This window comes from Blastococcus sp. CCUG 61487 (assembly GCF_005222955.1).
Taxonomy (GTDB): domain Bacteria; phylum Actinomycetota; class Actinomycetes; order Mycobacteriales; family Geodermatophilaceae; genus Blastococcus.
Genome location: NZ_LWUA01000079.1, coordinates 1 through 13,859 on the forward strand (window position 1 = coordinate 1; position 13,859 = coordinate 13,859).

Annotated in this window: 15 protein-coding genes and 1 pseudogene; 6 read left to right on the forward strand and 10 right to left on the reverse strand. The window is 74.6% G+C overall.

The genetic code is table 11. The features are described 5' to 3' along the window. Together A6V29_RS06135 and A6V29_RS06140 are read right to left on the reverse strand one after the other, a co-directional pair. A pseudogene (locus A6V29_RS06135) lies at positions 1–405 on the reverse strand (hypothetical protein); the annotation flags it as partial. After that, the gene (locus tag A6V29_RS06140) at positions 405–1,349 is read right to left on the reverse strand and encodes a Ppx/GppA family phosphatase (protein ID WP_137159495.1); all 945 of its coding nucleotides are present in this window, start codon (positions 1,347–1,349) and stop codon (positions 405–407) included. The pseudogene A6V29_RS06135 and the gene A6V29_RS06140, both read right to left, overlap by 1 nt. A gap of 40 nt (positions 1,350–1,389) precedes the next feature. Here A6V29_RS06140 and A6V29_RS06145 point away from each other — a divergent pair, with 40 nt between their 5' ends. Further along, positions 1,390–2,229 carry a DUF3109 family protein gene (locus A6V29_RS06145; RefSeq protein ID WP_137159496.1) on the forward strand — a complete coding sequence of 280 codons (840 nt, stop codon included), beginning with the start codon at positions 1,390–1,392 and terminating at the stop codon, positions 2,227–2,229. On the opposite strand, the gene A6V29_RS06150 is transcribed toward A6V29_RS06145, so the two are convergent. Beyond that, positions 2,122–3,207, reverse strand: a complete 1,086-nt coding sequence (locus tag A6V29_RS06150) for a helix-turn-helix domain-containing protein (protein WP_137159497.1) — start codon at positions 3,205–3,207, stop codon at positions 2,122–2,124. The two genes, A6V29_RS06145 and A6V29_RS06150, sit on opposite strands and share 108 nt — an antisense overlap. An 81-nt stretch (positions 3,208–3,288) precedes the next feature. On the opposite strand from A6V29_RS06150, the gene A6V29_RS06155 reads away from it, so the two are divergent. Further along, positions 3,289–3,492, forward strand: a complete 204-nt coding sequence (locus A6V29_RS06155; protein ID WP_137159498.1) for a hypothetical protein — start codon at positions 3,289–3,291, stop codon at positions 3,490–3,492. 28 nt (positions 3,493–3,520) lie between these two features. Here A6V29_RS06155 and A6V29_RS06160 read toward each other — a convergent pair whose 3' ends face one another. Continuing rightward, positions 3,521–4,207, reverse strand: a complete 687-nt coding sequence (locus tag A6V29_RS06160) for a winged helix-turn-helix domain-containing protein (protein WP_137159499.1) — start codon at positions 4,205–4,207, stop codon at positions 3,521–3,523. Further along, complete coding sequence (locus A6V29_RS06165) at positions 4,204–5,406, reverse strand: sensor histidine kinase (protein ID WP_137159500.1); 1,203 nt, start codon at positions 5,404–5,406, stop codon at positions 4,204–4,206. Before A6V29_RS06165 ends, A6V29_RS06160 begins: the two co-directional genes overlap by 4 nt. A gap of 184 nt (positions 5,407–5,590) precedes the next feature. Here A6V29_RS06165 and phoU point away from each other — a divergent pair, with 184 nt between their 5' ends. Then, the gene (gene phoU, locus A6V29_RS06170) at positions 5,591–6,256 is read left to right on the forward strand and encodes a phosphate signaling complex protein PhoU (RefSeq protein WP_137159501.1); all 666 of its coding nucleotides are present in this window, start codon (positions 5,591–5,593) and stop codon (positions 6,254–6,256) included. 1 nt (position 6,257) lies between these two features. Here phoU and A6V29_RS06175 read toward each other — a convergent pair whose 3' ends face one another. From A6V29_RS06175 to mshA, 4 genes are read right to left on the reverse strand one after another with little or no spacing between them, the layout of a single operon-like run. Continuing rightward, positions 6,258–7,022 carry a phosphoglyceromutase gene (locus A6V29_RS06175; protein WP_137159502.1) on the reverse strand — a complete coding sequence of 255 codons (765 nt, stop codon included), beginning with the start codon at positions 7,020–7,022 and terminating at the stop codon, positions 6,258–6,260. Between the two features lie 37 nt (positions 7,023–7,059). Further along, positions 7,060–8,658 (reverse strand): MFS transporter, encoded by a 1,599-nt coding sequence (locus tag A6V29_RS06180; RefSeq protein WP_249933053.1) that lies wholly within the window; start codon positions 8,656–8,658, stop codon positions 7,060–7,062. Further along, entirely contained in the window at positions 8,655–9,200 is a 546-nt protein-coding gene (locus A6V29_RS06185) for a YbjN domain-containing protein (protein ID WP_137159503.1), read from the reverse strand. Before A6V29_RS06185 ends, A6V29_RS06180 begins: the two co-directional genes overlap by 4 nt. Further along, the gene (mshA, locus tag A6V29_RS06190) at positions 9,197–10,534 is read right to left on the reverse strand and encodes a D-inositol-3-phosphate glycosyltransferase (RefSeq protein ID WP_249933054.1); all 1,338 of its coding nucleotides are present in this window, start codon (positions 10,532–10,534) and stop codon (positions 9,197–9,199) included. The genes A6V29_RS06185 and mshA overlap by 4 nt, the downstream gene beginning before the upstream one ends. A 105-nt stretch (positions 10,535–10,639) precedes the next feature. On the opposite strand from mshA, the gene A6V29_RS06195 reads away from it, so the two are divergent. Together A6V29_RS06195 and A6V29_RS06200 are read left to right on the forward strand one after the other, a co-directional pair. Next, positions 10,640–11,428 (forward strand): SDR family oxidoreductase, encoded by a 789-nt coding sequence (locus A6V29_RS06195; RefSeq protein WP_137159505.1) that lies wholly within the window; start codon positions 10,640–10,642, stop codon positions 11,426–11,428. 4 nt (positions 11,429–11,432) lie between these two features. Then, positions 11,433–11,927, forward strand: coding sequence for a GNAT family N-acetyltransferase (locus A6V29_RS06200; protein ID WP_137159506.1), 495 nt, complete (start codon positions 11,433–11,435; stop codon positions 11,925–11,927). Between the two features lie 19 nt (positions 11,928–11,946). On the opposite strand, the gene A6V29_RS06205 is transcribed toward A6V29_RS06200, so the two are convergent. Continuing rightward, positions 11,947–12,954 carry a UDP-N-acetylmuramate dehydrogenase gene (locus tag A6V29_RS06205; protein WP_137159507.1) on the reverse strand — a complete coding sequence of 336 codons (1,008 nt, stop codon included), beginning with the start codon at positions 12,952–12,954 and terminating at the stop codon, positions 11,947–11,949. A 34-nt stretch (positions 12,955–12,988) separates the two neighbouring features. On the opposite strand from A6V29_RS06205, the gene A6V29_RS06210 reads away from it, so the two are divergent. Beyond that, positions 12,989–13,840 (forward strand): class I SAM-dependent methyltransferase, encoded by an 852-nt coding sequence (locus tag A6V29_RS06210; RefSeq protein ID WP_137159508.1) that lies wholly within the window; start codon positions 12,989–12,991, stop codon positions 13,838–13,840. Positions 13,841–13,859: the final 19 nt, after the last annotated feature.

The following is a 13,859-nucleotide window of genomic DNA, read 5'->3' on the forward strand; positions in this document are numbered from 1 at the left end:
GCGGGACGGCCGGGGCGCGGTCGGGACGCAGCCCGGGGGATGGCCGCGGTCGACGGGTCGGCCGCGGCGGACAGCCGCTCGCGCGGCCGGCGGGGTCGAGCGGGCGACCTTGGGCGGCGCCGAGGCGAACCGGGAGGATCCGGTCCGGCCGGTGTCGGCGGCGGTGCGGTCGGCGCGGGAGGACCGCGCGGCGGGTTCGGCGGGCTCCACGTCCCCCCGGCGGCGGCCGAAGGCCGGACGTCCGCCGGGAGACTCCGCATCGGGACGGCGCTGGCGCACCGGCGGGTCGTCGGGGTCGTCCCAGCGACGACGTCGTGCGGCACGGGACGTGTCGATGCCGGCCTCGCGGAGGATCTCCGCCAGCGGGCGGCCTCCGGTGTCGGGGTTCCAGTCCGGTTCGGCCATCACACCCCTTCCATCGAGTCCAGCCTCCGCAGGATGACTCCCTCGCGCAGCGCCCACGGACAGATCCGGACGAACGGTACGTCCAGGAGGCGCATGGCGGCGGCAGCGACAGTCGCTCCCGCCGGAACCTGGTGGGCGCGGGACGACGAGACACCCGGCAGCTCCCCCAGCGCACCGGACGGGATGCGCGAGATGAAGCGCGTCAGCTGGTCCAGGCCGGTCATGGTCAGCTCCCGCGGCGCCCGGATGCCGGCTGCCGACGGCGCCGCGCCGGTCAGCCGCGCCAGCGTGCGGAAGGTCTTGCTCGTGGCGGCGACCAGGTCGGGGGTTCCCGCGGCGCGCAGCTGCTCGGCCGCCGGCTCCAGCAGCGCTGTCGCGTGCGCGTCGAGCGCCTCCAGCGCGGCGAGGTCGGGCCGTTCCCCCGCCAGGGCGCCGGGGAGGAACTTCCGCGTCATCCGCCCGGCCCCCAGCGGCAGCGACAGGGCGACGTCGGGCAGCTCGTCGATGCCGACGGCCATCTCCACCGAGCCGCCGCCGATGTCGATCACCAGCAGCCGGCCCGCGCTCCAGCCGAACCAGCGCCGGACGGCCAGGAAGGTCAGCTGGGCCTCCTCCTCCCCGGTGAGCACCTGCAGCTCCACCCCCGTCGCCTGGCGGACCCGGTCGAGGACCTCCAGCCCGTTGCGGGCGTCGCGGATCGCGGAGGTCACCAGCGCCATGAACTCGTCGCAGCGCTGCCGCTCCGCCTGGTCGATCGCCTCCTGCACCGACTGCAGCAGGGCCTTCTCGCCCACGCCCGTCAGCAGGTCGTCGGGGCCGATGTGCTCGGCCAGCCGCACCGGCCAGGAGTCGTCGTGCATCGGCGTGGGGTGGGCGCCGGGGTGGGCGTCCACGACCAGGAGGTGGACCGTGTTGGAACCGACGTCGAGCACACCCAACCGCATGGGTGCAGTCTGCCGGGGTCGCCCCGCATAGGCTGGGTGGGTGCCGGACTACCCGCCTGGCGAGGTGGCCCTCGACTTCCCGCGGGAGTGGGTGGAGTTCCCCGATCCCGCCGATCCCGAGCACCTCGTCCGCGCCGATCTCACCTGGCTCACGTCGGCGTGGACGTGCGTGTTCGGCCGCGGGTGCGCCGGCGTCGTGGAGGGGCGACCCGACGACGGCTGCTGCAACCACGGGGCCTTCTTCACCGACGAGGAGGACCTCGCGCGGGTCACCGACGCGGTGGCCGGGCTCGAGGACGACGACTGGCAGCTGGCACCTGTCGGCCGCGGCGCCTGGACGGAGCAGGACGACGCCGACGACGCCGACGACGCCGACGACGCCGACGACGCCGAGGAGGGCGTGCGCTCGCTGCGCACGCGGGTGGTCGACGGCGCCTGCGTGTTCCTCAACCGGCCGGGCTTCCCGGGCGGCGGCGGTTGCGCGCTGCACCGGATGGCGCTGCGGACCGGCCGCCATCCGCTGGAGACCAAGCCCGACGTGTGCTGGCAGCTGCCGGTGCGGCGCGAGCAGGAGCACGTGTCCCGGCCCGACGGCACCCGCGTGCTGGTGTCGACCATCGGGGAGTTCGACCGCCGCGGATGGGGGCCGGGCGGGCACGACCTGCACTGGTGGTGCACGGGCTCCCCCGCCGCGCACGTCGCCCCCGAGCCGCTGGTGGACACCTACGCGGCGGAGCTGACCGCGTTGCTCGGTGCGCCCGCCTACGCGGAGCTACGCCGGCTGACCGAGGCCCGCCTCGACCAGGGCCTCGTCGCTCCCCATCCGGCCAGTCCGCACCCCGTGCCGGTCGAGCTGCTGCGGCACCGCCCCGACCGCTGAGCCCGCCGTGGACGTCGTCCTGAACGTCTGGCGGTAGGCCCGCGGCGAGATCCCGCGGCGGCGGGTGAACTGCTCGCGCAGCCCGGCCGCGGTCCCGAACCCGACCAGCCGGGCGATCTCCTCGACCGGCGCATCGCTCTCCTCCAGCAGCGCCTCCGCGGCGGCCAGCCGCTGGCCGAGCAGCCAGGCGTGCGGCGTCGTCCCGGTCGTGGCCTTGAACCGGCGGGCGAACGTGCGCGGGCTCATCAGGGCCCGCCGGGCGAGCAGGTCGACCGAGATCTCCTCGGCCAGGTTGCCGGTCGCCCACTCCAGGACCGCGCCCAGCAGGTCGTCCTCGCAGGCCGGGACCGGTGCGTCGATGAACTGGGCCTGGCCGCCGTCGCGGTGCGGCGGGACGACCATCTCGCGGGCCAGCGCGTTGGCCGCGGCCGCACCCCACTCGCGCCGGACGAGGTGGAGCAGGGTGTCGACGCCGGCCGCCGTCCCGGCGCCGGTGATGACCTGCCCGTTGTCCACGTAGAGCACCGACGGGTCGACGGTGACCTCGGGGAACCTGGCGGCCAGCTCCCCGGCGTACTTCCAGTGCGTCGTCACCCGCATGCCGTCGAGCAGGCCGGCGGCGGCCAGCACGAAGGCTCCCGTGCAGTGGCTGACGATCGTGGCGCCCCGGGCGTGCGCCGCGCGGAACGCGTCGAGCAGCGCCGGCGAGGGCTCCCGGGCGAACAGCTCCCAGGCGGTGATCGAGACGATGTCCGAGCGTTCGAGCCGTTCGAGGCCGTGCTCCACGGTGATCGGGATGCCGGTGTCGGTGCGCAGGACGCCGGGCGCCTCGGTCACCAGGCCGAAGTCGAACCGGGGCAACCCCATGGCGCGGCGGTCATAGCCGAAGACCTCGGCGCAGACGCCGAGGCCGAAGCTGCCGACGAGACCGTCGGCGACGACGACGCTGACCACGAGCGGGCGGTCCGGGAGAGCCATGCCGCCATCATGGCAGGAATGTGGCGATAGTGGTCACTCCTGCCACTCGTCCCGCCGGCCGCCCGCGCGCACGCTTCTCCCATGTTGCTGATCACCTGCCCCGCCACCCGGTCCGACGAGCTGGTCGCGGACCGGTGCATCCGAGCGGTCACCAACCACCCGACGCACATCGCGATGCACGTGGAGTGCCCCGCCTGCGGGCGCACGCACGTCTACCGGACCGGCCGGAAGCTCGCGGCCGCGACGGGACCGGTCCGGGAGGCGCGGGTGCCGATCCCTGCCTGAACCGCGCGCTCGCGCGGCCCGGCCCGTCTCACGCCTCGAACTTGTAGCCCAGACCGCGCACGGTGAGCAGGTGCTTCGGGTTGGCGGGGTCGGGCTCGATCTTGGCCCGCAGCCGCTTGACGTGGACGTCGAGGGTCTTGGTGTCGCCCACGTAGTCCGAGCCCCACACCCGGTCGATCAGCTGACCGCGGGTGAGCACCCGGCCGGCATTGCGCAGCAGGAACTCCAGCAGGTCGAACTCCTTGAGCGGGAGCGCGACGGGCTCGCCGTCGATGGCGACGACGTGCCGCTCGACGTCCATCCGCACCGGCCCCGCCTCGAGGACGGCGTCGGTGGACGCGGGCTCGGCCGCCTCCCCCCGCCGGCGGAGCACGGCCCGGATGCGGGCGACGAGCTCGCGGGCGGAGTACGGCTTGGTGACGTAGTCGTCGGCGCCGAGCTCCAGGCCCACGACCTTGTCGATCTCGCTGTCCTTCGCGGTCAGCATGATGATCGGCACGTTGCTGCGCGACCGCAGCTGGCGGCAGACCTCCGTGCCGGGCAGGCCCGGCAGCATCAGGTCCAGCAGCACGATGTCCGCCCCCGCCTTGTCGAACTCGGCGAGCGCCTCGGGCCCCGTGCCCGCCACGACGGCGTCGAAGCCCTCGCGGCGCAGCATGTAGGACAACGCGTCGGAGAAGGACTCCTCGTCCTCCACCACCAGCACGCGGGTCATGCGGTCCCCTTTCCGGGGTCGACGGCGACGGTCTCGCCGGAGGGTGGTGCGTCGGGCTCGGGCGGCGGCGCGGCCAGCGGGATCCGGAGCGTGAAGGTCGAGCCGAGGCCCTCCTCGCTCCACACCGTCACCGACCCGCCGTGGTTGCTGGCCACGTGCTTGACGATGGCCAGGCCGAGTCCGGTGCCGCCGGTGCTGCTGGCCCGTGACTGGTCGACGCGGTAGAAGCGCTCGAAGATGCGCTGCCGGTCCTTGCGCGGGATGCCGATCCCGCTGTCGGTGACGCTGATCTCGGCGAACCCGGACCGGGCGCGGGCGGCCACGGCGATGCGCGACTCCCCCGTGCTGTACGCGACCGCGTTGGCCAGCAGGTTGGTGACCGCGGTGGCCAGCTGGCTCTCCACCCCGCGCACCACCAGGCCGGTCTGCCCGCCGACGGCGATGTCGAGGTCCTTGGACCGGGCCGCGGTGCGGGTCCTGTCGACGGCCTCGGCCAGCACGCCGTCGACCGGCACCGGCGCCAGGTCGGGCAGCGGCTCCCCGCCCTGCAGCCGGGAGAGGTCGATGAGCTCGCGCACCAGCCGGGCCAGCCGATCGGCCTCGTGGGCGATCCGGTTGGCGAACCGCTGCACGGCCTCGGGGTCGTCGGCCGCGCCCTCGATCGCCTCGGCCAGCAGGCTCAGGGCGCCCACCGGCGTCTTGAGCTCGTGCCCGACGTTGGCGACGAAGTCGCGCCGGACCGCCTCGGTGCGGCGCGCCTCGGTGACGTCCTGCAGCACCAGCGCCACCGGACCCGGCGGCGGCGCCGTGCCGCTCTCCAGCCGCACCCCGTGCACGTTCATCGTGCGCGGTCCGGCGCCGACCAGATCGCTGGGCAGCCGCACGTCGGTGCGCCGGCTGCCCCGGGCGCGGACGGTGTGCGACAGCTGGAGCAGCTCGGGGACCAGGAGCCGGTCGCCGCGCACGATGCCCAGCGCCCGCGCGGCGGGATTGGCCAGCAGCACGGCGTCGTCGACGTCGACGACGACCACGGCGGGATCCATGAGGTCCAGCAGCCGGCGCGCCATGGCCGCCTCCGGCCGGGCGACCACCGGGGCCGCGGTGCGGGTCCGGCGGTCGCGCCGGGTGCCGAGCACGACGGCGACGGCCACGGCCCCACCGAGGACCAGGCCCACCACCAGCGCGACGAGCGGACTCACGACCTCGATGCTAGGTCGACAGGGGCACGTCACCGGCCGGTTCGCCCGAACGGGCCCTCCGGGCGAGGGACTGTTCACGCGGGCGTGGGGAGGCGTTCACCTGGCCGCGACCGGGCACCCCCGGGACGGGCCTACGGTCATGGGGCGACCGGTGCGGCGAGGTGCCGCGCCCAGGGAGGACGACGTGCGCGACAGCTACCACGAGGAACTCGACGACATCCGCAGCTGTCTGGTCGAGCTGGCCAACACCGTGGGTTCCCAGATGAGCACGGCCACGACGGCGCTCCTCGACGCCGACGTGACCCTCGCCGACATCGTGATCGCCGGCGACGAGCACATCGACGCGACCCGGGAGGACATCGACCAGCGGTGCTTCACGCTGCTGGCCCGCCAGCAGCCGGTGGCCACCGACCTGCGCACGATCGTCGTCTCCACCCGCATCGCCAGCGATCTCGAGCGGATGGGCGACCTCGCCGAGCACATCGCCAAGGTGGCCCGGATGCGCTTCCCCGACCACGCCGTCCCCCAGGAGGTGCGGCCGGCGTTCCTGGAGGCCGGTCACGTCGCGGAGATGCTGGTGACGAAGGCCGGCACGGTCATCGCCACGCGCAACGTCGAGAAGGCCCGCGAGCTCGAGACCGACGACGACGCGATGGACCGGATCCACCGCGGCCTGTTCCGCGAGCTGCTGTCGGACAGCTGGCCCTACGGCGTCGAGTCGGCGATCGACGTGACGCTGCTCGGCCGCTACTACGAGCGCTTCGCCGACCACGCCGTCAGCGTCGCCCGCCGGGTCGTCTACCTGGTCACCGGCGAGCGGCACGTCCCGGAGGCCGGCACCCCGCTGTGACCTACTTCTTGCCCTGGTTCTTGACGGCCTCGATGGCGGCCGCGGCCGCGTCCGGGTCGAGGTACTCGCCGCCCGGCTTCACCGGGCGCAGGTCGTCGTCCAGGTCGTAGCGCAGCGGGATCCCGGTCGGGATGTTCAGCCCGACGACCTCGTCCTCGCCCATGCCGTCGAGGTGCTTCACCAGCGCGCGCAGGCTGTTGCCGTGCGCGGCGACCAGCACGGTCCTGCCCTGCCGCAGGTCCGGGACGATCTCGTCGTACCAGTACGGCAGCATCCGGACGACGACGTCGGCGAGGCACTCGGTGGCCGGGCGGGCCTCCGGCGGGAGGAACGAGTAGCGGGCGTCGCCGTCCTGGCTGAACTCGTCACCGGGGTCGATCGGCGGAGGCGGCGTGTCGTAGGACCGGCGCCAGATCATGAACTGCTCCTCGCCGTACTCGGCGAGCGTCGCGGCCTTGTCCTTGCCCTGCAGCGCGCCGTAGTGCCGCTCGTTGAGCCGCCAGGAGCGCTTCACCGGGATCCACTGGCGGTCGGCCTCGTGCAGCGCCAGCTCCGCGGTCATGATCGCGCGGCGCAGCAGCGAGGTGTGCGAGACGTCGGGCAGCAGCCCGTGCTCGACCAGCAGCTGCCCCCCGCGGGCGGCCTCGGTGCGCCCCTTGTCGGTCAGGGGCACGTCGACCCAGCCGGTGAACAGGTTGGCCTTGTTCCACTCGCTCTCGCCGTGGCGGAGCAGCACGAGGGTTCCCGTCGCAGTCACGGGGGTCATCCTGCCCGACCGTGCGCCGCCGGCCAGCCGGGGGAGTTCAGCGGGGGGCGGGGCTGTCCCGCAGCCGCGGGTCGGGGGTGAGCACCTCGCGCCGCCCCGGCAACCAGACCAGCACGATGACGATGGCGAACGCGGCGGCCACGGCGGTGCCCAGCGCGGTGACGTGCATGGCGTCGACGAACGCGGCGCGGGCGGGTTCGACGATGCTCGCCGCCGCGGCGGCGGCCTCGGCGTCGCCGGTGGCCTGGACCCCGCGGACCGCCTGCAGGGTGTCGATGATCGAGTTCCCGGCCTCGTCCCGGACCTCCTCCGGGAGCACCTCGGTGGCGTCCCCGAGGAAGGCCGAGTAGCTCGCGGCGAGCAGCGAGCCCAGGCTGGCCACGCCGAGCGCGCCCCCGACCTGGCGGACCGAGTTGTTCACCGCGGCGCCGGCGCCGGCCTTCTCGCGCGGGACGACGGACATGATCGACTCGGTCGCCGGCGCCATGACCGCGCCCATGCCCACGCCCTGGACGAGGAAGATCCCCAGCACCAGCCAGACCGGTGCGTCCACGCCGAGCAACTGGTAGCCGAGGAACGACAGCGTGATGAGGGTGAACCCCACCGCGCAGACCGCCTTGGCGCCGTAGCGCTCCGCGAGCACCGAGCTGCGGGGCGCCATGACCGCCATGCCGAGCGCGGTCGGGATGAGCGCGGCCCCGCTCTGCAGGGGGCTGTAGGCCAGTACGCCCTGCAGGTAGTAGACGGAGAAGAACGTGGCGCCGAGCAGGGCGAAGAAGTTCAGCCCGAGCGCGCCGGCTGCCGCGGAGAAGGCGGGGTTGCGGAACAGCGACACGTCCAGCGCCGGGTGGGTCGAGCGCCGCTGGAGCTGGATGAACACCGCCAGGAGCAGCAGCCCGCCGACGAGCGGGACGAGCACGCCCGGCGTCGTCCAGCCCGCGCCCTCGCCGCCGCGGATGATCCCGTACACCAGGCCCCCGAGCGCCACGATGGACAGCAGCACCCCCGGGACGTCCAGCCGGCCCGGCGACGGGTCCTTCGATTCGGGGACGACGGCGAGGACGGCGACGATGCCGAGCACCGCGACGGGCACGCCGATGAGGAAGACCGAGCCCCACCAGAAGTGCTGGAGGGCCAGGCCCCCGGCCAGCGGCCCACCGGCGACGGCGATGCCCGCGGTCCCGGCCCAGACGCCGATGGCCCGGCCGCGCTCGGGGCCGGGGAAGACGTTGGTGATGACCGCGAGGGTGGTGGGCTGCACGGCCGCGCCGCCGACGCCCATGACCGCCCGCCAGACGATCAGCTCGACGGGGCCGTCGCTGAAGGCCGCCATGATCGAGCCGAACGCGAAGATCGACAACCCGATGAGCAGCACCCGGCGGCGGCCGATGCGGTCACCGATGACGCCCCAGCTGAACAGCAGCCCGGCGAACACGAGGATGTAGGCGTCCACCGCCCACTGCAGCTCCGCCTGCGTGGCGCCCAGGTCGCGCTGCAGGGTGGGCAGCGCGACGTTGAGGATCGTGTTGCCCATGATCACCACGAGCAGGCACACCGTCATGGTGGCGAGCACCCACCAGCGGCGGGCGTAGCCGGGCGGGAGTTCCTCGGCCGGGGCGGTGTCCGTCGCCGTCACGCCCCGTCGGCGGGATCGGCGTCCTTCGGCGGGGCGGAGCCGCGTCGGGGCTCGACGAAGGCCGCGAACGCCTCGAGGTTCTTCAGCGACTCACCGCGCTTCACCCGCCACTCCCACTCGCGGCGGATCGACGTCCCGAAGCCGATCTCGAGCATGGTGTTGAAGTGGTCGTCGGCGTAGCTGAGCACCGATCCGAGGATCCGGTCGAGCTCCTCGGGCGTCACCGCGGCGTGCGGCAGCCGGCCGGTCAGGTACACGTCGCCGACGTTGTCGATCGAGTACGCGACGCCGTACATCCGGGCGTTGTGCTGGAGCAGGAAGCTCCACAGCTGCTCGCGGTTCTCGTCCGGCTGGCGGCAGACGAACGCCTCGACCCGCAGCGCGTGCTCCCCGACGCTCAGCCCGCAGACGGTCTTGAGCTTCTTGGTGCCCGGCAGGTCGACCACCCAGGTGCCCGGGGCCGGGTGCTCGTGCACCAGCTCGGCGTCGCGCAGCGTCTGCTCGATGACCGCGTCGAGCTCCTCCACCGACCGGCCGGTCATCGGGCCACCTGCACGTCGGGGAGAGCGCGGAGCGGGGCGAGCAGCCGCTCGCGCACCGGACGGACGGCGGCGGACGTCATGTCCCGCGCCGCCGAGGCGTACGCCTCGACGAGGGCGTCGGCGGTGCGGTCCCACGAGAACCGCGCCGCGTGCCGGCGGGCACCGGCGGCCAGCAGCTCCCGGCGGGCGAGCACCGCGCGGACCGCGACGGCGTAGTCGGCCGGGTCGTGGCCGGCGACGAGCACGCCCGAGACGCCGTCGCGGACCGCCGTCGGCAGCCCGCCGACGGCGGCGACCACCACGGGCGTGCCGCAGGCCTGTGACTCCAGCGCCACCAGCCCGAAGGACTCGTTGTGGCTCGGGACGACGGTGACGTCGGCGGCGCGGTAGTGCTCGGCGAGCCGGTCGGGCGGCTGCGGGGGGAAGAACGTCACGACGTCGGCGATGCCGAGGTCGCCGGCCAGCTTCTGCAGCTGCTCGGGCGCATCGAGGCCGGAGCCACTGGGCGCACCCACCACGTGCACGCGCAGCCGGTCGCGCAGCGCCGGGTCGTCGGCGAGCATCCGCGCGGCGGCGTGCAGCAGGACGTCGGGAGCCTTGAGCGGCTGGATGCGGCCGACGAACAGCAGGACGACGGCGTCCTCCGGCATCCCGACCGCGCGCCGGGCGGCCGCCCGGTCGGCGGGGCGGAACCGATCGAGGTCGACCCCGGGCGGGACGACGAGGGTGCGGGCCGGGTCGGCGCCGTAGAGGCGGACCAGCTGCCGGGCCTCCTCGTCGGTGTTGGCGATCAGCCGGTCGGCCTCGGCGACCACCTGCTCCTCGCCGAAGACGCGGGCCCGCGGCTCGGGCCGGTCACCGGCGGCCAGCGCCTCGTTCTTCACCTTGGCCAGCGTGTGGGCGGTGTGGATCAACGGCACGCTCCACCTGTCGCGGGCCAGCCAGCCGACCTGGCCGGACAGCCAGTAGTGCGAGTGGACGACGTCGTAGTAGCCCGGCTCGTGCTGCGCCTCCTCGCGCAGCACCGCCGCGGTGAACGCGCACAGCTGCGCGGGCAGCTCCTCCTTGCCCAGGCCCTCGAACGGGCCGGCGTGCACGTGCCGGACCGTGACGCCCGGGCTCATCTCGACCACGGGCGGCAGGTCGCTGGAGGTGGCGCGGGTGAAGATGTCGACGGCGATGCCGCGGGCGGCCAGCCGCCGCGACGCCTCGACGATGTAGACGTTCATCCCGCCCGCGTCGCCGGCTCCGGGCTGGTCGAGCGGGCTGGTGTGCACCGAGAGGGTCGCCACCCGCCGGGGCGCGCCGGGACGGGACAGGCGGTGAGGGGGCACGCGGTTTCCCTCCCGCTCTGCGTTGCCGTGATCCGGACCGGTCGCGGGGGTGAACGTCGGACACCCCGCCGGTCTTCCATCCTGCAACAGGGTCAGGATGACCACATGTCTGGTGTCCCACCTCTCACCCGGACCGGTGCCCCGTCGCTCCCCGGGACCGGGCGCACCGCCGTCGTCACCGGGGCGTCCAGCGGGATCGGCGCGGCCACCGCCACCCGGTTGGCCGCCGAGGGCTTCGACGTCGTCCTGGGCGCCCGGCGCCTGGACCGGCTGCAGGAGCTGGCCGCCTCGATCGGCGGCCGGGCGCTGCCGTTGGACGTCACCGACGCCGACTCGGTCGAGGCCTTCGTCGCCGCCCTGGACCGGGTCGACGTGCTGGTGAACAACGCCGGCGGCGCCTTCGACGCGAACCCGGTCGCCGACGCCGACCTGGAGTCGTGGGCGCGCACCTACGACGTGAACGTCCTCGGCACGGTGCGGCTGACCAAGGCGCTGCTCCCCGCGCTGATCGCCTCGGGCGCCGGCGACGTGCTGTTCGTCGGCTCGACCGCGGGCCTGGTCTCCTACGAGGGCGGGGCGTCCTACACCGCGGCCAAGCACGGGGTGCACACGCTGGCCGGGACGCTGCGGCTGGAGCTGTTCGACCAGCCGGTGCGGGTCATCGAGATCGCGCCGGGGATGGTGCGCACGGAGGAGTTCTCGTTCAACCGCCTGGGGTCGGAGGCCGAGGCGGACGCCGTCTACCGCGGGGTGCGGGAACCCCTGGTCGCCGAGGACGTCGCCGACTGCATCGCCTGGGCGCTCACCCGCCCGCACCACGTGAACGTGGACCTGCTGGTCGTGCGCCCGCGGGCGCAGGCCGCGCAGCACAAGGTCCACCGCGAGGAGAGCTGAGGCCGTGGAGATCCGCGAGGCGGCCGAGGCCGACTGGCCGGCGCTGTTCCCCGTCTTCGACGCCGTGGTGCGGGCCGGGGACACCTACGCCTACCCGGAGGGGCTCTCCTCGGCGGAGGCCCGGGCGGTGTGGATGGAGCCGCCGCCGTGGCGGACCGTGGTCGCCGTCGACGAGGGCGAGGTGCTGGGCACCGCGAAGCTGGGCCCGAACCGGCCCGGCCGCGGCGCCCACGTGGCGACGGCCAGCTTCATGGTCGCGGCCGCCGCCCGCGGCCGTGGGGTCGGCCGAGCGCTCGGCGAGCACGTCGTCGACCTCGCCCGGGCCAACGGGTACCGGGCGATCCAGTTCAACGCCGTCGTCGAGACCAACACCGCCGCCGTCGCGCTCTGGCGCTCGCTCGGCTTCCGCATCCTGACCACGGTCCCGGGCGCCTTCGACCACCCGGACCACGGGTACGTCGGGCTGCACGTCATGTACCTGGAGCTGGTGCCCGCCTGACAGCGAGGACGGCGGCGCGTCAGGGGCGGACGGCGGTGGGCTCCCGGTCCAGGTGGACGCCGAACCTCTCCCGCACGGTGGCGACGATGCGGTCGGCGAAGGCGAGCAGCTCGGCCGCGGTGGCGCCGTCCTCCGTGGTGAGCGCCAGGCTGTGCCGCGACGACGTCCCCACCTTGCCCTCGCGGGTGCCCCGCCCGAAGCCGGCGTGCTGGACGAGCCAGGCGGCGCTGAGCTTCACCTGCCCGTCCTCGGCCGGCCAGCTCGGGCAGCCCTCGACGGCGCGCTCGGCCGGGACGATCGGATTGGTGAAGAACGATCCGGCGCTGCGCGAATCCGGATCGGCGGGGTCCCAGACCATCCCCTTGCCGCGGCGCAGGCCCAGCACGGCCTCGCGGACCTCGGCCAGCGGCGCGCGCTCGCCGATCTCCACCCCCAGGGTGCGGGCGAGCTCGGCGTAGCCGACCGGCCGGGAGAGGTCGCCCGGGTGCATCTCGAACCGCACCTCGAGGACGACGAACCTGCCGGGCTCGCGCTTGAGCCGGCTGTCCCGGTACGCGAACCCGCACTCGGCCGGCGCCAGCACTCGCTCGGTCTTCTCGGCGCGGTCGTACACGCGGACGGCGGTGATCGTCTGGGCGACCTCCTGGCCGTAGGCGCCCACGTTCTGGATCGGCGTCGCCCCCGTCGAGCCGGGGATCCCGGAGAGCGCCTCCACGCCGGCCAGCCGCTGCTCGACGGTGTACGCGACGAGGTCGTCCCAGTCGTGCCCGGCCTGGACGGCGAGCCGACCGCCGTCGCGCTCGACGCCGCGGGAACGGACCAGCACGACGTCCCCGGGCCAGCCCTCGTCGGGAGCGACGACGTTCGAGCCGCCGCCGAGCACCAGCAGGGGGCGGCCGGCCTCGTCGGCGTCCCTGACGGCGGCGACCAGGTCGTCGGCGGACTCCACGACGACCAACCGCTCGATCGGGCCACCGACGGCGAGGGTGGTGAGCTCCGCCAGGCGGACGCCGTGTCGAACCTGCACGGGTCCACGCTAGCCGGGGCTAGGCTCCGCACCGGTGAGCGACCACAAGCAGCGGGCCTCGCTGTCCCCGCAGCCGCAGCGCAAGGCGCCCCGGCTGGCCGCCGGACGCGCGCGTGCCCTCGGGTTGCCGACGCGGGGCACCACCAACGCCAACCGGCTGCGCCGGGTCGACCGCTGGCTGCTCGCCACCCAGGTCCCCCGGCTGCGCGACGCCGCGCGCCCGCTCGTCGTCGATCTCGGCTACGGCGCCTCCGCCGTCACCACCCTGGAGCTGGCCGAGCGCCTGGCGCCGGAGGTCGACGGCCTCGAGGTCGTCGGGCTGGAGATCGACCCCGCCCGGGTGGCCGCGGTGGCGGCCGAGCGCGACCCGCCGCGGGTCGACTTCCGGGTCGGCGGCTTCGAACTGGCCGGCCTGCGCCCGGTCCTGGTGCGGGCCTTCAACGTGCTGCGCCAGTACGACGAGGAGTCCGCCGCCCGCGCCTGGGAGACCATGTGCGCCGCGCTCGCGCCGGGTGGACTGGTGGTCGAGGGCACCTGCGACGAGTGGGGACGCCGCTCGACCTGGGTGGCGCTGGACGCCGAGGGGCCGCTGACGCTCACGCTGGCCGCTCGGGTCTCCGACATCGCCACGCCCTCGGACCTGGCCGAGCGGCTGCCCAAGGCGCTGATCCACCACAACGTCCCCGGGCAGCCGGTGCACGAATTCCTGCGTGCCTTCGACGCCGCCTGGGCCGGCGCGGCCGGGCTGTCCACCTTCGGGCCGCGGCAGCGGTGGGTGGCCGCGGTCGAGGCGCTCGCGGAGCAGGGCTGGCCGCTGGTCGGCTCCAGCCGCCGGTGGCGGCACGGCGAGGTGACGGTGCGCTGGTCGGCGGTCGCTCCGGCCTGAACGTCCACGCCATCGCGTT

Excerpts from the sequence above, each read along its gene's own strand:
- A6V29_RS06140 (WP_137159495.1), bottom strand. The coding sequence starts at position 1,349 with ATGCGGTTGGGTGTGCTCGACGTCGGTTCCAACACGGTCCACCTCCTG.
- A6V29_RS06150 (WP_137159497.1), bottom strand. The coding sequence starts at position 3,207 with ATGGCTCTCCCGGACCGCCCGCTCGTGGTCAGCGTCGTCGTCGCCGAC.
- A6V29_RS06155 (WP_137159498.1), top strand. The coding sequence starts at position 3,289 with ATGTTGCTGATCACCTGCCCCGCCACCCGGTCCGACGAGCTGGTCGCG.
- A6V29_RS06160 (WP_137159499.1), bottom strand. The coding sequence starts at position 4,207 with ATGACCCGCGTGCTGGTGGTGGAGGACGAGGAGTCCTTCTCCGACGCG.
- A6V29_RS06175 (WP_137159502.1), bottom strand. The coding sequence starts at position 7,022 with ATGACCCCCGTGACTGCGACGGGAACCCTCGTGCTGCTCCGCCACGGC.
- A6V29_RS06185 (WP_137159503.1), bottom strand. The coding sequence starts at position 9,200 with ATGACCGGCCGGTCGGTGGAGGAGCTCGACGCGGTCATCGAGCAGACG.
- A6V29_RS06195 (WP_137159505.1), top strand. The coding sequence starts at position 10,640 with ATGTCTGGTGTCCCACCTCTCACCCGGACCGGTGCCCCGTCGCTCCCC.